The following is a 19,951-nucleotide window of genomic DNA, read 5'->3' as shown; positions in this document are numbered from 1 at the left end:
CTCCGATCGGGAAGTTTTTCTTTTAGGGAGCGTCAGAGCACGTTGAGCGGGATCTTGAGATAGCGCGTGCCGTTGGATTCAGGCTCGGGAAAGTGGCCGGCGCGCATGTTGACTTGCACCGATGGCAGGATCAGCGTCGGCATGTCCATCAAAGCGTCACGCTTGGTGCGCATTGCGACAAAGGCTTCTTCACTGATGCCGTTACGGACATGGACGTTGTCGGCGCGTTGTTCGGCAACCGTGCTGGCAAACTGCACCTCGCGGCCACCGGGCTGATAATCGTGGCAGGTGTAGAGCACGGTGTTGGCCGGCAGGCTCAACACCTTGTTGATGGATTGGAACAACGCGCGGGCGTCACCACCCGGAAAATCGCATCGTGCGGTACCGTAGTCGGGCATGAACAAGGTGTCGCCGATGAATGCAGCCGTTTCCAGGCCGTCGCTGATGACGTACGTCATGCAGGCCGGGGTATGGCCCGGTGTATGAAGCGCGCGACATTGCAATGCACCGATCATGAAAGGTTCGTCATCGACAAACAGGTGATCGAACTGGCTTCCATCGCGGGCCATGTCGCCACCGGTATTGAACAGGGTGCCAAAGACTTCCTGCACCGCGGCAATGTGGCTGCCGATACCGATGTTACCGCCGAGCTTTTCCTTCAAATAGGGTGCGGCGGTGAGGTGGTCGGCATGGACGTGGGTTTCGAGAATCCATTGGACCGTAGCGTTCAACGTCGCCACCCGGGCCATTAACTTGTCGGCAGACGACGTCGTGGTACGGCCCGACTTTGGGTCGTAATCCAGGACGCTGTCGACCAAGGCGCAGTAACCGGTCGATTCATCCAGCACAAGATAACTGACAGTGTGGGTCTCAGGATCGAAGAACCCTTCGACGTGCAATTTTACGGTCATGACTTGCCTCCTCAGGACTGTAGCAGCCGCTCAAAGAATACATACAGCAATAAGTCTGCCATGCCATGATCAAAGCGAGGATTACACTCAACTATTTGATTTTATTAGTTTTTAATGCTCTTTCGTGCGATGTCTTTACGCGCGTTGATACAAAGGTACTGCCACTGGCAGTATTTGTTGGCATAGTGGCAGTGTCAGTTTAGCCAGGACTATGCACCGGAGCCGCGATGATCAACATCCTGCCGTCCACCCAAGAACATCTTCCGCATCCGGACCAGGTGCAGTCCCTGGTCTCGTTTCTCGAGCACGAGCCTCATCCGATGATCGTGCTTGATCCCGATTACAACATCCTGGCAGCGAATACGGCTTACCTGCGTCAGTTCGGCAGTGCCGACAAATCCTTTATCGGTCATAAGTGCTATCGGATTTCCCATCACTACGATGTCCCTTGCGATCAGGCCGGTGAGCACTGCCCGATGAAAAAGGCCAAGGAAATGCGCGGCCCGGATCGGGTCTTGCACATCCACCACACCCCCCGTGGACCTGAGCACGTTGATGTGGAGCTGCGCCCGATCCTGGATGAGCACGGCGATATCACCGCTTACGTGGAACGGTTGACCCTGGTGCGCAGCGCGTCAGCCCGGCCCAGCAATGAGGGCTTGGTAGGCCATTCACCGGCCTTCAACCAGGCGCTGTCAGAACTGCAGCGAGTCGCGCCATCGATGTTGCCGGTGTTGTTGCTGGGAGAGTCCGGCACAGGCAAGGAACTGTTCGCCAGGGCGGTTCATGAAACCAGTGAACGTGCCTCGGGACCCTTTGTGGTGGTCGATTGCTCCGGGTTGACCGAAACGTTGTTCGAGAGCGAGCTGTTCGGTCATGAAAAGGGGGCGTTCACGGGGGCCACAACGCGCAAGCCGGGCCTGGTTGAAACGGCCCAGGGCGGAACGTTGTTTCTTGATGAGATCGGTGACGTCCCGCTGACCATGCAGGTGAAATTGCTGCGGTTGATTGAGTCTGGAACCTATCGCCGTGTTGGCAGTGTCGAGACCCTGCATGCCAATTTCAGGCTGGTGGCGGCGACCCACAAACCTTTGGAGAAAATGGTGGAAACCGGTGAGTTCAGGCAAGACCTGTACTACCGCATCAGCGTTTTTCCCATTCACTTACCCCCTTTGCGTAACCGGGTGGAAGACATCAGCTTGCTGGTACATTCGTTCCTGCAACGTGCCGGTAGAGGCAAGCGCCGGCTGACTATCGACTCCGCTGCCTTGAAGCAGCTGCAGCAGTTTTCCTGGCCGGGCAATATCCGTGAGCTGCGTAATGTTCTGGAAAGGGCCAGCCTGTTCGCCGATGACGGCGTGATCCACTCGGTGCAGTTACCCCAGGCTACCGCGGTGTCCAGCCCATTGGCTACGCCAGTGCTCGACAGCAGGACATTGGCGCAGGTGCTGGCAACTTTTAAAGGTACGCGTAGCGAACTGGCTGAACACTTGGGTGTGAGTGAACGTACGTTGTACAGGCGACTGAAAGAACAAGGTTTGTCCTGAAGGCCGTCAGCCCTGACTGCCATTGACTGCCACCCTGGCAGGACTTTTTCCTTTCCGGGTACCCGGCGTACTGAGCGCCGGTTTCTAACTTATTGTTATATCAATAAAAAATCTGATTTCCTGCCTTTGGCATGACGCGTGCTAATGCCCCGTCATGACTATTTCCGATAAACGACTGCGGCGCCATTTGCTCACAGCAGTACTGATCAAGCTGATTGTGCTGACAGTGCTGTGGTGGGTGTTCGTCCGGGATTCGCGCGTCAGCGTCGACTCGAACACCATCGGCGAAAGGTTCGGCGTACCCACCTCGGCTCAAGGGGCAAGCAAGTGATTTCAGAACAACTGGTGGACCTGTCACGGCTGCAATTTGCAGCCACTGCGCTTTATCACTTTCTTTTTGTACCGCTCACCGTGGGCATGGTCTGGCTGCTGGTCATCATGGAAAGCGTCTATGTCATGACCGGCAATGTCATCTGGAAAGACATGACACGCTTCTGGGGCAAGCTGTTCGGCATCAACTTCGCTTTGGGGGTGACGACAGGGATCACGCTGGAGTTTCAGTTCGGTACCAACTGGGCGTACTACTCGCACTACGTCGGCGACATCTTCGGCGCCCCCCTGGCGATTGAGGGCCTGATGGCGTTCTTTCTCGAGTCCACCATGATCGGCCTGTTCTTTTTTGGTTGGGACCGTCTGAAGAAGCAGCATCACTTGCTGGTCACATTGCTGATGGCGATTGGTACGAACCTGTCGGCGCTGTGGATCCTGATTGCCAACGGATGGATGCAGAATCCGGTGGGTTCAGAGTTCAGCTACATCACCATGCGCATGGAGATGGTCGATTTCTGGACAGTGGTTTTCAATCCGGTGGCCCAAGCCAAGTTCGTGCATACCGTTTCGGCGGGTTATGTCACTGGCTCGATGTTTGTATTGTCGATTTCCAGTTGGTATTTGCTCAAGCGTCGTGACGTCGAGTTTGCCAAACGCAGCTTTCGGGTGGCGGCGGCTTTCGGGTTGGCTTCTGTCTTGAGCGTGATAGTGCTGGGGGATGAGTCCGGCTACACGGTGGGTGAAGCGCAGCAAACCAAAATGGCCGCCATGGAAGCCATGTGGGAGACAAAACCCGCACCGGCCGGCCTGACCCTGGTGGCGAGCATCAATGAAGCTGAGTCCAGGAACAATTGGGAAGTCGAGGTGCCCTGGCTGATGGGGCTGATTGGAACCCGCTCGGTCAGCAAACAGATTCCGGGTATTCACGACATCAAGGAGAAAAACCGCGCTCGAATCATTCGCGGTATTACCGCCGTCAATGCCCTTGAAACACTGAGGGCAAATCGCGGCGATCCCGTCGCACTCAACACCTTCGAAGCCTATAAGGCTGATCTGGGTTTCGGCTTGCTGCTCAAACGTTATGTCCAGGACGTCAACCAGGCGACGCCGGCAATCATCGAAACGGCCGTTAACGATAGCGTTCCACGCGTGACGCCGATGTTCTGGGCATTTCGCATTATGGTGGGCCTTGGTTTTGCCATGCTGATGCTTTTCGGGCTGGCATTCTGGAGCACCTTGAAGTCCGGTTCTACACACCATCGCTGGTTACTGCGCGGGGCTCTTTTCATGCTGCCTGCGCCATGGCTCGCCTGCGAGCTGGGCTGGTTTGTTGCCGAATACGGTCGCCAACCCTGGACCATCTACGGCGTACTGCCGACCCACATGAGCGTCTCCACCCTCAGCGTCAACAACCTGTACGGCTCGCTGGCCGGGTTCGTTGTTTTCTACACCGTACTGCTGATGGTGGAAATGTTCCTGATGGTCAAGTTCGCCCGCCAGGGGCCCGGCAGCCTGGGTACAGGCCGTTATGTCTACGACGCCAAGTTGAAGGAGCTGCACCATGCTTGATTACTTCACCCTGAAGATTATCTGGTGGGCGCTGGTCGGCGTCCTGTTGATAGGTTTCGCCATCATGGACGGCCACGATATGGGCGTGGGTACGCTGCTGCCGTTTGTTGGCCGCAATGACATGGAGCGCCGCGTCGTCATCAATACCGTGGGACCGCATTGGGATGGGAATCAGGTCTGGTTCATCACGGCCGGCGGCGCGCTGTTCGCCGCCTGGCCGGTGGTGTATGCCACCGCATTCAGCGGATTCTACTGGGCGATGATCCTGGTCCTCTGGGCATTGTTTTTCCGCCCGGTGGGTTTTGACTATCGCAGCAAGATCCACAACCCTGCCTGGCGCAGTACCTGGGATTGGGGGCTTTTCGTCGGCGGGGCGGTGCCGCCGTTGGTGTTCGGGATCGCGTTTGGCAATTTGCTGCTGGGGGTCCCGTTTCACTTCGATCAATACCTGGTGTCGACGTACACCGGCAGTTTCTGGCAATTGCTCAACCCTTTCGCGCTGCTGACCGGCATCGTAAGCAGCGCCATGATTACCCTGCAGGGCGGCGCGTATCTGGCCCATCGCACTGAGGGGGGCATTCAGTCCAGGGCTATAACAGGCGCGGTGGGCGCTGCGATAGTGCTGGTGTGTTCATTCATCGTTGCCGGTATCTGGTTGCAATGGATTGAGGGCTATCGCATTGCGTCGGTGGTGGATACCGCCGGGTTGCCTGACATTCTCAACAAATCGGTCGTGAGAGAGGCGGGGGCCTGGATGGCTAACTATGGCCATTATCCGGCGCTGTGGCTGTTGCCGGCGCTGGGCTTGGCTGGCGCAGCCGGTGCCGCGCTGTTGCTGGTGATGCGCCGTACGCTTTCAGCATTTGTCGCCTCATCGCTTGCGGTGGTCGGTGTCATCAGCACCGCAGGCGTATCGATGTTTCCCTTCGTCATGCCGTCATCAACGATGCCAGCGGCGAGCCTCACGGTATGGGACAGCGTCTCCAGTCATCTGAGCCTGGCCATCATGTTCTGGGCCACGTTGATCTTCATGCCACTGATTGTCCTTTACACCTCCTGGGCGTACCGCGTCATGCGCGGCAAGGTCACCGTTGCACAGATCAAAGCCAACGAACATTCAGCCTACTAGTGCCTGCAAAGGAGTCAAAGACATGTGGTATTTCGCCTGGATGCTAGGCGTCGGTTTTGCGTTACTACTGGCGATATTGAATGCGATGTGGGGCGAGAACGAGGCGGGTCGAGCCTTGAGTGATAGTGACGAGGCGCCGCGATGAAGCCGCACCTCTGCGCGGCCCAGCCGTCCTCACGTATTCATGTACTGAGTTTGATCATTGCAGTGACCATCATGCTGGCCTGCACGCTTTATCCCCCCATGATCGCAACCCCTGATGGGAAAGCCGATCATGCTCTGGCCAGCGCGTTGTTCGCAGCCATGAGCGTGGCGTTTGTGAGGGGGGTGGGTTTCGTTCCACGCAGGCGGATCTGGCGGTGGTTATTTTCGGGGTGGATCTGCTTTGGGGCACTGGTGCTTGCAGGGGCGTTAAAGTACTGGCGTTGATCGCTGGCGTATCAGCGTCGGGTGACCTCTACACGGTTGGCCCTGCTGAAGGCGCCTCAATCCCGGGCTCGGTCAGGCGTAGGCGAATCTGTTTCTCAATCTCGATGAGGGCAAAGAAGGCCATGCCAATCCCTATGATCAGGAGTCCATCCATGAATGAGACGGCCTCGGTGGCAAAGACCTTTTGCAATGTTGGCACGTACGTAATGGCGAATTGAGCGACGGTCACCACTGCGATGGTCAGCCACACCACCTTCGTGCCTCGAATGGCCTTCCACGTGAAAGAGGTGCCGTACAGATTGCGTATGAAGAACAAGTGGAATATTTCCATCACGACCAACGTATTGACCGCAAGGGTACGGGCCAACTCCACTGAATAACCACGGTCGAGCGCGTACGAAAAAATACCGTTGACGCCGCACAGGAAAAGGATGGAAACCAGCACCATGTGCCAGACCAGGGCGCCGCTGATCAAAGGCTCATGCCTGGCGCGCGGAGGCCTGCGCATGCTGTGCTCCTCGGTCGGCTCGAACGCCAGGGCGATTCCGAGTGTTACTGCGGTGATCAGATTGATCCACAAAATCTGTATGGCCGTGACTGGCAGCGTAAAGCCAAACAGCAGCGCGACGATGATGGTCATTGTCTCGCCGGCATTGGTCGGTAACGTCCAACTCAACACTTTCTTGATGTTGTCATAGACCGTCCGTCCCTCACGTACCGCAGCCACGATGGAGGCGAAGTTGTCATCGGCCAGCACCAGGTCCGCAGCCTCTTTCGCCGCTTCACTGCCTTTGCCTCCCATGGCGATGCCGGCGTCTGCGCGCTTGAGCGCGGGTGCGTCGTTGACGCCATCGCCGGTCATTGCCACGGTCATGCCGTTCGATTGCAACAACGTCACCAACCTGAGCTTATGTTCAGGGCTGGTGCGGGCGAAGATGTTCACCTCCTTTAACGCTTCTTTCAGTACGCCATCGTTCATGGCGTCCAGATCGAGGCCGGTCAGGACCCTGTCAGGGTTTTGCAAGCCAATCTGATAGCCGATGGCGCGGGCGGTACCGGAGTGATCCCCCGTGATCATTTTAACGGCGATACCGGCCGCCTGGCATTGCTCAATGGCCTGTATCGTTTCTGGACGAGGCGGGTCGATCATGCCCACCAGGCCAAGCAAGGTCAGCGTCCCTTGCACATCAGCCAACTGCAATACGGTGTGTTCGGGCGGCACTGACCTGATTGCAAACGCCAAGACCCGCTGGCCTTTGCTGGCGATGGTATTGGCTTGTTGGTGCCAGTAATCGGCGTCAAGCCGCTCGGCCGCTCCAGCACTGCCACGCTGCTGTGTACACATGGCGAGAATCTGCTCAGGCGCGCCTTTGACATAAATAGAGGCTTGTCGGTCATGGTTGTGATGCAGAGTCGCCATGAATCGGTGTTTGGCGTCAAACGGAATGGCATCGGTGCGAGCCCACGTACCGCGTTCTTCTTCGCTATTGATGCCGGCCTTTGCCGAAAACACCAGCAATGCGCCCTCCATCGGATCCCCTTCGACTTTCCATGCCTGTTCATGCTGCCTCAACATGGCGTCATTACAGAGACTGGCCGCGCGCCCCAGTTGCGCCAATGTCGGGTGATTGGCTGTATCGATCAACTGATCGGCAAGGTTCATGTTGCCCGTGGGCTGATATCCCGCACCATCGACTGTGAAAGTAAGATCACTGATGACAACCGACGCCACCATCATTTCGTTGCGGGTGAGGGTGCCGGTCTTGTCCGTGCAGATGACGGATATCGAACCCAGCGTCTCGATGGCAGGCAGGCGCCGCACGATGGCGTTGCGACGGGCCATCGCCCGAACCCCGACCGCCAGGCTGATGGTGAGCACCGCGGGCAACCCTTCAGGTATGGCCGCGACCGACAGCCCCACCACGACCATGAATATCTCGGTGAATGGGTAATGCCTGACAAAGTGACCGTAAATGAGCAGCAACCCCGCGACGGACAGAATCAATAGCGTCAGCCAGCGTGCGAAAACGTTCATTTGCTGCACCAGGGGCGTCGTCAGTGTTTCGACGCCCGACAGCAGGTTGCTGATGCGGCCGATTTCGGCTGATGTGCCGGTCGCCACAACGACCCCTGTCGCTTGTCCGCAGGTCACCAGGGTGCCGCTGAAGGCCATGCAGGCACGATCGCCCAGGGGCGCCGCCAGTCGCACCGGTTGGGTGTGTTTTTCCACGGGGGCGGATTCGCCGGTCAGAATGGCTTCCTGGATCTGCAACCTGTTGGCGTGCAGCAGGCGAAGATCGGCGGGGACCTTGTCACCGGCCTCCAGCAAAACGATATCGCCCGGAACCAGCACCTCACCCGCGACACCCAGGCGTTGGCCGGCCCTGATCACTGCCGCGCACGGCGCCAGCATCTGCCGGATGGCGTCCATGGCTTGTTCTGCCTTGCCTTCCTGGACGTAGCCGATAACTGCATTGGCAAGCACTACCGCCACAATGACCACGGTGTCCCACAGGTGCTGCAACATCGCCGTCAGCGCGGCAGACGCCAGGAGTACATAAATCAGAATGTTGTGGAACTGCAGCAAGAATCGCAGCCACGCTGGCCGCCGAGCTGATTCGGGCAGACGATTGAAGCCCGTGCGCTCAAGCCGGGCTTGCACTTGCGCCGCGCTCAGCCCGGCTTGCTCATTGACCTCAAGCAGGTTCAGCACCTGCTCCGCAGGTAACGTGTACCAAGCCAAGGCATCTGTGGGAATCGGATGTTGCTCCTGCGATGCGTTGCTTGGTCTATTCATCAAGGCATGTTCCTTTGCGTGTGGCGGTTGCTTTACACGCTTGAGCCGACCTGTTGCGGCGCAATCACCCACAAGCTGCAGGGCATCTTGTACAACAACCCCTCCACGGTGCTGCCGATCAGCTTGTCCAAGCCTCCATAGCGCACTCGGCCCATGACGATGACGTCAATATCATGGGCGGCCGCGTAACTGGTCAGCACCTTGGCCGGCTCGCCCATGATCATGCGCCGTTGTTCCGGGGCGATGCCGTTGCGTTCTGCCAGGGCGTCGAAGGCTGCGCCCTGGGACTCGTAGAGCTGACGGGCCAGGGTTGAGGAGAAGAATGTCGAGCCATTGCCGAAGCCGTATTCGGCGGCGGTGATGGAGGACAGGTCGTAAGCGTAGATGACTTCCAGCGTTGCGTCGCAGCTGACCGCCAGTTTGTTGGCTTCGCTCAAGACCCGGTCATTGAGACCTTCGTAGCGCCCGTCGCGATGAAACGGGTCGATGGCCGCCAGAATCTTGCGCGGGCGGGGATGGGTGACCTTATTGACGAAGTGCAGCGGGACTGCGCATTCGCGCAGAAGGTGCACGTCCAGCGGAGTGAACATCAGGCGTGAGAACCAGGACTCAGGGTCCACCGTCTTGATCAGCGCATCCATCGGCTGCTCCTTGAGGTGAATCAGGATCTCCTGCAATGGACGCTCGACCCACGTCACTTCTGTCGTGACTTCGATGCCGAGCTTGCGCAGCGGCCGGGCCTGCTCCTCCAGCCATTGCCGATGGCGTTCAATGTAGCCCAGGCGCATCTGTTCCAGCGCCTGCTCATTGACCAGGCCGGCGGTGGCCAGGCCCTCCAGGTAGTCGAACGCGACGATATGCAGGGCGGCGCCTTCGGCCTTGGCCAGGGCGGCTGCCCGGTCGAACGCCGGGTTGTGTTCCATCAGCGGTGAGACGACCAGCATCAAGCGCGATTGCGTAGACATGACAAACCTCCCGGGTACGGACGTATTGGCACCGGGCGACCCTTCGCACGGCGTGGCGTCTGGGTTTGATCATGATCGTCCGTAGATCCGGCGGTTTGATTTACATCAAACCTGGCCGAAAACGTGGTATCGCGTCCTGCAGCGCTCGAGCAATAGCGCTATGTTTGATCATGATCACTCTCCCCAGGGCAAAAGCCGGGCAGGCTCGGGTTCCCCCTGGATATAGATACCGTTGGAGTAATCGCCATCGACGCCCCCATAAGCGAAACCCTGGGCTTTGCCAATGCTGCCGCTGCGCTGGGAATCGGCCTGTTGGTGGGGCTGGAGCGCGAGCGGCGTAAAGGCGAGGGCGATAGACGCGACTTTGCTGGCCTGCGCACCTTTGCCATTACGTCTTTGCTGGGTTATGTCACGGTCCGGGCCGGCGGCCCGTTGTTGCTTGGGTTCGTCGCGCTTGCGCTGGGGGCAGTGGTCACGATGGCGTACTGGAAAAACCTCGACAAAGACCCCGGCATCACCAGCGAGGTGACTGTGTTCGCGGTGCTGGCCTTGGGGGCGTTATGTGTGAGCGCGCCGGCCCTGGCGATCGCGATTGGTGTGGTCATAGCCGGGCTGCTCGCCAGTCGGCAGACGCTGCACCACTTCGCCCGCAACCAACTGACCGCTGCCGAACTGCGTGATGGCCTGTTGCTGTTGATTGCTGCCCTGGTGGTGCTACCGCTGGCGCCGGATCGTTTCCTCGGACCCTACAATGCAATCAATCCGCGCACCCTTTGCACCCTGACAGTCATGCTGATGGCGGTGGGGGCGCTGGGGCATGTCGCAGTCCGCACCCTTGGCACCCGTTACGGTTACGCCCTCAGCGCGATTGCCTCGGGGTTCGCCTCGGCCACGGCGACCGTCGCGACCATGGGTAATATCGCCGCGAAAGAGCCGCTCAATCTCAAGGTGCTGAGTGCCGCCGCCGTATTGTCCAACCTGGCGACGGTGGTTCAAATGGGGTTGATCCTCTTTGCGGTGGAGCCCGCTCTGTTGCGTTGGATGTGGGGGCCGCTGCTGTGCGGGCTGCTGATGACGTTGCTCTACGCTGGCCTGCTGATGTTTCCCCGCCCCAGGGTTCGGGCCGATGAGCCTATCAAGCACGGCGGGGCCTTCAGCCTCAAACTGGCATTGACGGTCGTTCTGGTGATGAGCGGTATCACGCTCCTGTCATCGGCGATGCTTGAGCAATTCGGGCAGACCGGTGTGACCGTGACTGCGATTTTCAGCGGACTGGTCGACGCCCATGCCTCGACAGCCTCCATTGCTTCTTTGGCGAAGGCCGGGTTGATGCCCTTCGATGTCGTCGCCGTGCCGGTCTTGATGGCGCTGAGCAGCAACTCCCTGAGCAAATGCGTGGTGGCCTGGCTCAGCGGTGGGCGCGGTTTCGCCGGGTATGTGATCCCAGGTCAGGTGCTGGTGACGCTGGCGATGTGGGCCGGGCTACTACTCCCGAGTCCGTGAGCCTGAGTGATGGCAGTTTGATGAAGATCAAGTCCTGCGCTTGGCATGCGTCCATTCTGGAACCCTCAATCCTTTAAGTGGCAGCCGCCACGTGCCGAGGTGTTCCATGTCCCAGACTCAACGTTTGTTGTTATTGGCGCCTGACGCCATGATCCGTACGCCAGCGTTCGACCGCGCCACCGAACTGGCTCTGGCCCTGGATTTGCCCCTGCACATCGTCGCGATCGATTACCTGGATTTGCTCTCGGTGGCCGGTCTTTTCGCCCCGGAGCAGGTCAAACAAGCGCGCGAGGGCTACCTGGAGACGCATCGGCACTGGCTGTGGCAACAGGCTGAGCTGGCGCGCCGACACGGGGTCGAGGTGAGCTGTGAAGTGGTTTGGGGCAAAGATCCCTATCAAGCTTTGCAGCAATACGTCAAAGAGATGCCATTGGCACTGATCATCAAGGACGCCGAGCCGGAACCGGCGATGAAGCGAATTTTCTTCACGCCACTGGACTGGCGCTTGCTGCGTGACTGTCCGGTGCCGGTACACCTGGTCACGGACGCCCGTCACCCCCGGCCTCGGCGGATCCTGGCGATTGTCGATGTGCTGCGCAGTGAAGACCAGGACCTGGTGTTCAACGACCAGATCGTCAACGCCGCCGTGAAACTGGCTGAACAGTGCAACGCCCAAGTGGAGTTGCTGCACGCTTTCGATTGGACGGCGGTGTACGCCTCGGACATGGGCATCGGCGCGCTACCCCTGGCCACGGGACTCTACGAAGCACTGGGCCGGGCGCAGCACGAGGTCTTCGAGTCCCTGGCCGAGCGCCATGGGGTCGAGCCGCAGCAGCGTCATTTCATTGAAGGCACGCCATTGAACAGCATCTGCACGTTCGCCGCCGATCACCAGGTCGACGTCATTGTCATGGGCACCACCGGGCATCGTGGCCTGGACCGGCGTTTGGGCACCACCGCCGAACTCATCTTGCAACGGGCCCCCTGCAGCGTGTTGGCAATCAAGCCGCAGGAGTGAGGGGATCAACTCCGCGCGGGGCCTCGATGCGTGGCCCCGCGCCAGTGTTGTGACTAGAGATAGAGACGGTGGATGACCTGCCGGGTGTCGTCGGGGTCGGAACGGGTTTCAAACCCCAGGCTATGGGCCAGGTCCCGCATGGGGGCGTTGCTGGCGGCGTCGACGGAATACATCTGGCGATAACCGTTTTTGCGCGCGGTCTCGATCAAATGCTCCATCAACAACGTCCCCAGCCCCAGGTGCTGCCAGGAATCGGCGACGGTCACGGCACACTCGCATTCATGTTCGCCGGTCGCGCAATAGCGGCTGACGCCGATCTCGATCAACTGGCCGTTGTCATGGACCAGGGCGATGTAGGCCATGCGTGTCTTGCAATCGATATCCATCAATTGATCGAGCATGGCCGTGCCTGGCTCATTGATTTGCGCCAGGAAACGCATGTGCCGGGACTCCGGTGACAGGCGCTTGATGAAGTCATATTCGCGCTGGCGGTCTTCATCGCGCAGCGGCCTGATCAACACGTGCCGGCCGTCTTTAAGGGCCTGGATCCAGTGCTTGCCACTGATGCTGGCATACAGGGCGGCGGCGCGTTCGTTGTGGTCTTTGACTGTGAGCATGATGTGATCCTCCTTCGGATGTGAACCTGCGGTGCGGCAAAAAAAGCTACGCATTCGGTATTGTTCTACGCCCGCGGCGGCGATTGATTCTGATCTGGATCAGTCCTCGTGTACCCAGCTGTCGATTGCCCCGTAGTTGATTCAGATCAAACCGTTTGGGGCGTTGATGGGCGCACGCTGCAGATCACGCCGCAACGCTTCGGCGCGCGGTTTCCGATTCGAGGTGAACAACCCGATGGAGGTGTGTGATGGGGCAATACCAGCGCCTGCTCTTGATTGTCGAACCCGATCTGCATCCTTCCGCGGCGATGCGACGGGCCTGTGCCCTGGCCAGGGCCAGTGGCGCCGAGCTGCATTTATGCGCCTTCGTTCAGCCGCCACCGCGTACCCATTTGTGGGGTGAAAAAATCGACCAGGCGACGATCCAGCGCTATTTGCACCGTTATCGTCGCTGGATGGTGGAGGAGGCCTCGCTGCTCAAGGAGGAAGGGCTGGAGGTGACGACACACGTGGTCTGGACCATCCATCCGTTGCTGGACATTCTGCGCTACGTCGAACAGTTCCAGCCCGACCTGTTGATCAAGGACGTCACCCTCGAACCTTTGCTCAAGCGCGTTTTCGCCACGCCGCTGGATTGTCATCTGTTGCGCGACTGCCCGGTCCCCGTGCATTTGGTCAACCAGGCAGTAAACGGCTTGCCGCGTCGGGTGGTGGCTGCGGTGGACCCCTCGGATCCCGAGGCCAATGCCTTGAACGAGCGCATCGTCCAGACGGCCGCTGCCTTGGCCCGGCAATGCGATGCTGCGTTGCACCTGCTGTATGCCTGCGACCTGTCGCCGGCCTTCAATGGCGAAGCCGCGTTACTGGCCGGGGCCTGGGATGAGGACTTTGCCGACGCCTTGCGCGAATCGTTGCACGCAGCGTTCATCACCCTCGCCGAACATTGTGAGGTGCCGGCCGAGCGCCGGCACTTCGTCATCGGCCTGCCCGTGCCGGTGATTCATGAATTCCTCGAGGCGTTCGAGGCGGACGTGGTGGTGATGGGCACCGTGCACCGCGCCGGTCTTGAGCGTTTGATTGGCAGTACGACCGAGCGGGCCCTGTATTCGGTGCCGGGCAGTCTGCTGGCGGTCAAGGGATGAGCACGATGGCCCCGTTGACCTGGCCGCTCCTCAGGCGCTCCAGGGCTTGGTTGGCTTGATCCAGTGGGTAGCAGGTCACGTTGCAATGCACAGGCGTACGCTGGATCTGCTCGAAAAACGCCACGCCGTCCGCGCGAGTCAGGTTGGCCACTGAGCGCACGCTGCGCTCCTGCCACAACAGGCGATAGGGGAAGGCCGGGATGTCGCTCATGTGAATGCCGGCACACACCACGCAGCCGCCTTTGGCAGTGGCTTGCAAGGCCAGCGGCACCAGGGCGCCGACGGGGGCGAATATCAGGCTGGCGTCGAGCAAGTGTGGCGGCGCCTGATCCGATGGCCCGGCCCAGGTGGCGCCCAGCGAACGGGCATAGTCCTGGCCGCTGTCATCACCGGGACGAGTGAAGGCATAGACCTGCTGACCCCGGCCCACAGCGACCTGGATCGCCAGGTGTGCAGCTGCGCCGAAACCATAAAGACCGAGGTGAGGGGCGTTTTGCGCCATCTGCAAGGCCCGGAAACCGATCAGCCCGGCACACAGCAAGGGCGCCGCTTCGGCGGCCTCCAGCGTGTCGGGGAGGGGGAAGCAGAACCGCGCATCGGCGACGGTGTAATCGGCATAACCGCCGTCCAGCTGGCAGCCGGTGAACAACGCCTGGTCGCAGAGGTTCTCCCGACCCGAGCGGCAGAACTCACACACCCCGCACGTCCACCCCAGCCAGGGCACGCCTACCCGCCGGCCAATCCAGTCCGCGGCCACCTGCGCGCCAACGGCGATCACCTCACCGACAATCTCGTGGCCCGGCACCCGCGGCAACCGGGCCTGCGGTAGTTCTCCGTCGAATAGGTGCAGGTCGGTACGGCACACACCGCTGGCTTGCACCTTGATCAGCATTTGCCCGGAGGCCGGCGTCGGTCGCGGACGTTCCTCCAGTTGCAAGGGCTGGCCGGGCGTGTGCAGGACCATGGCGCGCATGAGCAATCTCCTGTTTGGGCGGTGCCAGAACATCGAACGAGAACCTTGTATGACCTTAGCCTCCCTGGTTCTGATGTAAATCAAGTCGTGCTCATTCGGGCGCTCCAGAATCAGGCATGGCAAGCCGTTCGAGAACGGTTCAAGCGATCAGGGTCAGCTGCCGCCAACCCTGTTTTTTGCGGAGGACGTGATGAGCGATTTTCTCAGCCCCGACCAACTGGAAGGCATTGACGCCTACTGGCGAGCGTCCAATTACCTGGCCGTGGGCCAGATCTACCTCAAGGACAACCCCTTGCTGCGCAAACCGCTGCAACAGGGTCACGTCAAGCCTCGCTTGCTGGGCCATTGGGGCACGACGCCAGGGCTGAACCTGATTTACGTGCACCTCAATCACCTGATCAAGCGTCATGACCTGGACATGATCCTGATCACCGGCCCCGGGCATGGCGGCCCGGCCATCGTCGCCCAGAGTTACCTGGAGGGCAGCTTCACCCAGTGCTATCCCGCAGTGGAGCAGAACGAAAACGGAATGCTGCGCCTGTTCCGGCAATTCTCCTGGCCCTATGGGCTGTCCAGTCATGTCTCGGCGCAGATTCCTGGCTCTATCCACGAAGGCGGGGAGCTGGGCTATTCCCTGGCCCATGCCTATGGGGCGGCGTTCGACAACCCGGACCTGATCGTGGCCTGCGTCATTGGTGACGGTGAAGCCGAAACCGGCACGTTGGCGGCAAGCTGGCACTCCAACAAGTTCCTCAACCCCCGGCGCGATGGCGCCGTATTGCCCATCCTGCATCTCAACGGCTTCAAGATCGCCAACCCGACGCTGCTTTCGCGCATCAGTGAAGACGAACTGGCGGCCCTGATGTATGGCTACGGCTATGACCCTTATTTTGTCGAAGGCGACGACCCGCAAGCGGTGCACCAGCAGTTGGCCAGGACCTTGGACGGCATGTTGCTCAAGATTCGCGAGATCCAGCGCATGGCCCGCGCGGATTCGTCGGGGGAGGCGCCGGAGCGTCAGCTCTGGCCGATGCTGGTGTTGCGCACGCCCAAGGGCTGGACCGGTCCGAAGTTCGTCGACGGGCAGCAGGTTGAAGGCACCTGGCGCTCTCACCAGGTACCGCTGAGCCATTTCGAGCTGCCCATGCACTTGACGCAACTGGAACAGTGGCTCCAGAGTTATCGGCCCCAGGAACTGTTCGACGCCAACGGTGCGTTGCTGCCGGATATTGCCGCGTTGGCGCCGACCGGACATCGGCGCCTGGGCGCCAATCCCCACGCCAATGGCGGCTTGCTCCTCAAACCCCTGGAGCTGCCTCGGTTTACTGATTACGCCGTGCAACTCAGCGCCCCCGGCAGCGTGCAGGCAGAGTCCACACGGGTGTTGGGCGGCTTTGTGCGAGATGTGATGAAGCACAACCTGCGGGCGGGCAATTTCCGCCTGTTCGGCCCCGACGAAACCGCCTCCAATCGCCTCGATGCGGTGTACGAGGTCAGTGGCAAAGCCTGGATGGCGGCGCTGGAGGCGGGCGATACGAACCTGGAGTGCGAAGGCCGGGTGATGGAAATCCTCAGTGAACAGGTGTGTGAAGGTTGGCTGGAAGGGTATTTGCTGAGCGGTCGGCACGGGCTGTTTTCCTGCTATGAGGCGTTCATCCACATCGTCGATTCGATGTTCAACCAGCACGCCAAGTGGCTCAAGACCGCTGCCCAGATCCCGTGGCGCGCGCCCATCGCTTCGCTCAATTACCTGCTCACATCCCACGTCTGGCGTCAGGACCACAATGGGTTTTCCCATCAGGACCCGGGGTTCATCGACCTGGTGGCGAACAAGAGCGCCGACGTGGTGCGCATCTACCTGCCAGCAGACGCCAATTGCTTGTTGTCCGTTGCCGATCACTGCCTCAAGAGCCGCGATTACATCAATGTCATCGTGGCCGGCAAGCAGCCGGAATGGCAATGGCTGGACATCGATTCGGCCATCCGGCACTGCTCGATCGGGATCGGTCGCTGGGCCTTTGCCTGCCACAACGACGAGGACCCGGACGTGGTGATGGCCTGTGCCGGTGACGTGCCGACCCTGGAAACCCTGGCTGCTGTCACGCTGCTGCGTGAGTACGTGCCCGACCTGCGTGTGCGGGTAGTGAATGTCGTGGACCTGATGGCCCTGCAACCGCCGCAACAGCATACCCACGGGTTGCCGGACGCCGAGTTCGATGGGTTGTTTACCGTGGATAAGCCGGTGATTTTCGCCTTCCACGGTTATCCGTCGCTGATCCATCGGCTGGTCTACAAACGCCACAATCACGATAACTTCCATGTCCGCGGTTTCATGGAGGAGGGCGCCACCACCACGCCGTTCGACATGGCGGTGATCAACCACTTGGATCGCTACCAACTGGCGCTCGATGTCATCCAGCGCGTGCCAGGCTTGCAGCCGCTGGTGGACAGCGCTCGGGATCGCTACTGGGCAACCATGGAAAAGCATCAGCTGTACCTCATCGAGCATGGCCAGGACATGCCCGAAGTATTGAACTGGCGCTGGACGCCGACGCCGCAATGACTGCCAACACGCCTCATGGCATCGACGCTGCACCGTGGCGTTCGAGCCTGACTTTGGAGACCCATCATGAGCCAGTACCAACGCCTGCTGCTGATCCTCAACCCGGCCCAACGCCATTCGCCCGCCCTTCATCACGGCGCGGCCCTGGCGGCGGCCAGCGGGGCGCACCTGCACATCACCGCATTGATCCCCTCACTGGAGATCCTGTCGCTGCTTGAAGAGGAGCCGCGCGAAGAGGCGCGGCAGAACTATCTCCAGGACCATCGCCACTGGTTGGAGGATGAGGCGGACAAGATGCGTCGTCGTGGCCTGCGGGTCACCACCGAGGTGGAGTGGGCCCATAAGATGGGCAAGCAGATCCTGCAACACGTCACGCAGATCCAACCCGACTTGCTGATCAAGCAGGTGCAACACGAGCCTTTACTCAAACGCGCTTTTTTCACGCCGCTGGACTGGCAACTACTGCGCAATTGCCCTGTACCGATGTACCTGGTGGGGGCCACCGGTCATGCGCTGCCGCGTAAAGTGGTCGCGGCGGTGGACCCTTCCAGTGCATTTGCCCAGAACAGTGGGCTGAACGACCGGATCATCCGCGAGGCAATGGGGCTGGCCTTGCAGTGCGACGCCGAGCTGCATCTGGTTCATGCCTATGAGGTGTCGTCAGTCTATCTGGGGGATGTGGGCGGTGGCGGCTTGTCGCTGTCGCAGCTCAGCAAGGAGTTTCGCAGGAGCCTGGAAAAAACCTTCCTGGAACTGGCGAATCTGTTCGGTGTGCCGGCCGAGCGCCGGCATTTTCTACTGGGCCATCCAGTGTCGGCCCTGAGTGAGTTCGCCTTGGAGCACGAGGTAGACGTGATCGTCATGGGCCGATTCCAACACAATGATCTGCATGGACTCTTGGGCAGCACGACCGAGCACATTCTGTACCAGGTGTCGTGCAGTGTTCTGGCGGTTTGAGCAATCGGCCCTGGCCACTGTGTTGTTGACTAAAATCAACGGCAGGCAAGGTGAATGATGTGACCCATAGAGCCTCTATCGACTGTTCAGGAGCACCGTCATGCGCATGACCTTTCTGGGAGCAGCCGGCACGGTCACCGGCAGCAAATACCTGCTGGAACACGACGAACAGCACATCCTGATCGATTGCGGTCTCTTCCAGGGGTACAAGCAATTGCGCTTGCACAACTGGGACCCGTTCGAACTGCCAATGCGGGAGCTGGACGCGATCGTATTGACCCATGCGCACCTGGACCACAGCGGTTATCTACCGGTGCTGGTGCGCAATGGTTATCGCGGTCCGATCTATGCCTCGCCGGCGACCTGTGAACTGGTGAAAATCCTCTTGCGCGACAGTGCCCGCCTGCAGGAAGAAGAGGCCGAGTACGCTAACCGCAAGGGATTCTCCAAGCACGACCCGGCGTTGCCGTTGTACACCCTCGAGAACGCCGAGCGGGCGCTGAAGTTACTGCGGCCGATCGCGTTTGAACATCCGGTGGAAATTGCCCGAGGGGTGACGATATTGCTGCGCCGCGCCGGGCATATCCTCGGCGCCGCCACGGTGCAGGTCCAGGCTGGCGGGGTGACGCTGGTGTGTTCCGGGGACCTGGGGCGGCCCGAGGACCCGGTGATGTTTGCCCCCCAGGCCATCGAGCAGGCGGATTATCTGCTGGTGGAATCCACCTACGGCGACCGTCGGCACCCACGGGAGTCACCGGAAGATCAACTGGCCGATGTCATTACCCGCACGGCATTGCGTCGCGGCATCACCCTGGTGCCTTCGTTCACGGTCGGACGTGCACAGCTGCTGATGTATCACCTGTATCGCCTGAAACAGCGCCACGCCATCCCGGATATCCCGATTTACCTCAACAGTCCCATGGCCATCGATGTCACCCGGTTGTATCAGCGCTTTGGCGCTGAGCATCGGCTGTCCAGGGAAGAATGCGAAGGCATGTGTCACATTGCACATCCGGTTCGCTCGGCCAAGGACTCCATGGCCCTGGACCTGCAACGCACCCCGGCAGTGATCATCGCCGCCAGTGGCATGGCCACCGGTGGACGGGTGCTGCACCACCTCAAGAGTCTTGCCCCCAACCCCATCAACACCTTGTTGATGCCGGGGTTCCAGGCGGGTGGTACGCGGGGCGCAAGGATTGTGGCGGGCGAGCCCTCGGTGCGTATCCATGGCAAGGACGTGCCGATCAATGCTGAAGTGGTGCCGATGCAGACGCTGTCTGCCCACGCCGATGCCGACGAAATCATGCAATGGCTGCGCGGCTTCAAGACCCCGCCACGGCATACCTATGTCGTCCACGGCGAGCCCAACGCTTCCGATGTCCTGCGCCATCGCATTCACGACGAACTGGGCTGGTCAGTGTCGGTGCCGGAATACCGCGATAGCGTGGAGCTCTGACCCCACCGCCATCGCGAGCTTGCTCGCGAAGAGGCCGGTAGCGGC

Annotated in this window: 17 protein-coding genes; 12 read left to right on the top strand and 5 right to left on the bottom strand. The window is 60.2% G+C overall.

The window, feature by feature from the left end; all coding sequences use genetic code 11:
* Positions 1 to 32: 32 nt before the first annotated feature.
* Positions 33 to 911, bottom strand: coding sequence for an MBL fold metallo-hydrolase (locus EPZ47_RS16945; RefSeq protein ID WP_135845852.1), 879 nt, complete (start codon positions 909 to 911; stop codon positions 33 to 35).
* Between the two features lie 227 nt (positions 912 to 1,138).
* On the opposite strand from EPZ47_RS16945, the gene EPZ47_RS16940 reads away from it, so the two are divergent.
* The 6 genes from EPZ47_RS16940 to EPZ47_RS16920 all read left to right on the top strand — a co-directional run bounded on the left by EPZ47_RS16940 (position 1,139) and on the right by EPZ47_RS16920 (position 5,915).
* Positions 1,139 to 2,458 (top strand): sigma-54 interaction domain-containing protein, encoded by a 1,320-nt coding sequence (locus EPZ47_RS16940; protein WP_135845851.1) that lies wholly within the window; start codon positions 1,139 to 1,141, stop codon positions 2,456 to 2,458.
* A gap of 154 nt (positions 2,459 to 2,612) precedes the next feature.
* Positions 2,613 to 2,789 carry a cytochrome oxidase putative small subunit CydP gene (gene cydP, locus EPZ47_RS30230; RefSeq protein WP_178084266.1) on the top strand — a complete coding sequence of 59 codons (177 nt, stop codon included), beginning with the start codon at positions 2,613 to 2,615 and terminating at the stop codon, positions 2,787 to 2,789.
* Positions 2,786 to 4,357 (top strand): cytochrome ubiquinol oxidase subunit I, encoded by a 1,572-nt coding sequence (locus EPZ47_RS16935; RefSeq protein ID WP_135845850.1) that lies wholly within the window; start codon positions 2,786 to 2,788, stop codon positions 4,355 to 4,357. Before cydP ends, EPZ47_RS16935 begins: the two co-directional genes overlap by 4 nt.
* Entirely contained in the window at positions 4,350 to 5,486 is a 1,137-nt protein-coding gene (cydB, locus tag EPZ47_RS16930; RefSeq protein WP_135845849.1) for a cytochrome d ubiquinol oxidase subunit II, read from the top strand. The genes EPZ47_RS16935 and cydB overlap by 8 nt, the downstream gene beginning before the upstream one ends.
* A gap of 22 nt (positions 5,487 to 5,508) precedes the next feature.
* On the top strand, positions 5,509 to 5,631 hold the full coding sequence (cydX, locus tag EPZ47_RS16925; protein ID WP_135845848.1) for a cytochrome bd-I oxidase subunit CydX: 123 nt from the start codon (positions 5,509 to 5,511) through the stop codon (positions 5,629 to 5,631).
* Positions 5,628 to 5,915: a cyd operon YbgE family protein gene (locus EPZ47_RS16920; protein WP_135845847.1), complete on the top strand. Its 288-nt coding sequence runs from the start codon at positions 5,628 to 5,630 to the stop codon at positions 5,913 to 5,915. The genes cydX and EPZ47_RS16920 overlap by 4 nt, the downstream gene beginning before the upstream one ends.
* A gap of 28 nt (positions 5,916 to 5,943) precedes the next feature.
* Here the strand turns inward: EPZ47_RS16920 and EPZ47_RS16915 are convergent, their stop codons facing one another.
* Together EPZ47_RS16915 and EPZ47_RS16910 are read right to left on the bottom strand one after the other, a co-directional pair.
* A complete protein-coding gene (locus EPZ47_RS16915) occupies positions 5,944 to 8,712 on the bottom strand; it encodes a cation-transporting P-type ATPase (protein ID WP_135845846.1) in 2,769 nt (922 codons plus the stop codon).
* A gap of 32 nt (positions 8,713 to 8,744) precedes the next feature.
* Positions 8,745 to 9,677, bottom strand: a complete 933-nt coding sequence (locus EPZ47_RS16910; RefSeq protein WP_135845845.1) for a universal stress protein — start codon at positions 9,675 to 9,677, stop codon at positions 8,745 to 8,747.
* Between the two features lie 258 nt (positions 9,678 to 9,935).
* Between EPZ47_RS16910 and EPZ47_RS16905 the strand changes: the two genes are divergently transcribed.
* Positions 9,936 to 11,180, top strand: a complete 1,245-nt coding sequence (locus tag EPZ47_RS16905; protein WP_135845844.1) for an MgtC/SapB family protein — start codon at positions 9,936 to 9,938, stop codon at positions 11,178 to 11,180.
* 106 nt (positions 11,181 to 11,286) lie between these two features.
* The gene (locus EPZ47_RS16900; protein WP_135845843.1) at positions 11,287 to 12,198 is read left to right on the top strand and encodes a universal stress protein; all 912 of its coding nucleotides are present in this window, start codon (positions 11,287 to 11,289) and stop codon (positions 12,196 to 12,198) included.
* Between the two features lie 53 nt (positions 12,199 to 12,251).
* On the opposite strand, the gene EPZ47_RS16895 is transcribed toward EPZ47_RS16900, so the two are convergent.
* Positions 12,252 to 12,815 carry a GNAT family N-acetyltransferase gene (locus tag EPZ47_RS16895; protein ID WP_135845842.1) on the bottom strand — a complete coding sequence of 188 codons (564 nt, stop codon included), beginning with the start codon at positions 12,813 to 12,815 and terminating at the stop codon, positions 12,252 to 12,254.
* Between the two features lie 248 nt (positions 12,816 to 13,063).
* Here EPZ47_RS16895 and EPZ47_RS16890 point away from each other — a divergent pair, with 248 nt between their 5' ends.
* Positions 13,064 to 13,957 carry a universal stress protein gene (locus tag EPZ47_RS16890; protein WP_135845841.1) on the top strand — a complete coding sequence of 298 codons (894 nt, stop codon included), beginning with the start codon at positions 13,064 to 13,066 and terminating at the stop codon, positions 13,955 to 13,957.
* Here EPZ47_RS16890 and EPZ47_RS16885 read toward each other — a convergent pair.
* Positions 13,947 to 14,930 carry a zinc-dependent alcohol dehydrogenase family protein gene (locus EPZ47_RS16885; protein WP_135845840.1) on the bottom strand — a complete coding sequence of 328 codons (984 nt, stop codon included), beginning with the start codon at positions 14,928 to 14,930 and terminating at the stop codon, positions 13,947 to 13,949. The genes EPZ47_RS16890 and EPZ47_RS16885 overlap by 11 nt on opposite strands.
* A 190-nt stretch (positions 14,931 to 15,120) precedes the next feature.
* On the opposite strand from EPZ47_RS16885, the gene EPZ47_RS16880 reads away from it, so the two are divergent.
* The 3 genes from EPZ47_RS16880 to EPZ47_RS16870 all read left to right on the top strand — a co-directional run bounded on the left by EPZ47_RS16880 (position 15,121) and on the right by EPZ47_RS16870 (position 19,906).
* Positions 15,121 to 17,493 (top strand): phosphoketolase family protein, encoded by a 2,373-nt coding sequence (locus tag EPZ47_RS16880; RefSeq protein WP_135845839.1) that lies wholly within the window; start codon positions 15,121 to 15,123, stop codon positions 17,491 to 17,493.
* A gap of 66 nt (positions 17,494 to 17,559) precedes the next feature.
* The gene (locus EPZ47_RS16875) at positions 17,560 to 18,450 is read left to right on the top strand and encodes a universal stress protein (RefSeq protein ID WP_135845838.1); all 891 of its coding nucleotides are present in this window, start codon (positions 17,560 to 17,562) and stop codon (positions 18,448 to 18,450) included.
* 100 nt (positions 18,451 to 18,550) lie between these two features.
* Positions 18,551 to 19,906 (top strand): MBL fold metallo-hydrolase RNA specificity domain-containing protein, encoded by a 1,356-nt coding sequence (locus EPZ47_RS16870; RefSeq protein ID WP_135845837.1) that lies wholly within the window; start codon positions 18,551 to 18,553, stop codon positions 19,904 to 19,906.
* Positions 19,907 to 19,951: the final 45 nt, after the last annotated feature.

The organism is Pseudomonas viciae (genome assembly GCF_004786035.1).
Classification (GTDB): domain Bacteria; phylum Pseudomonadota; class Gammaproteobacteria; order Pseudomonadales; family Pseudomonadaceae; genus Aquipseudomonas; species Aquipseudomonas viciae.
The sequence above is the reverse complement of the archived record's forward strand: the minus strand, read 5'-3'. Positions and strand labels throughout refer to the sequence as shown.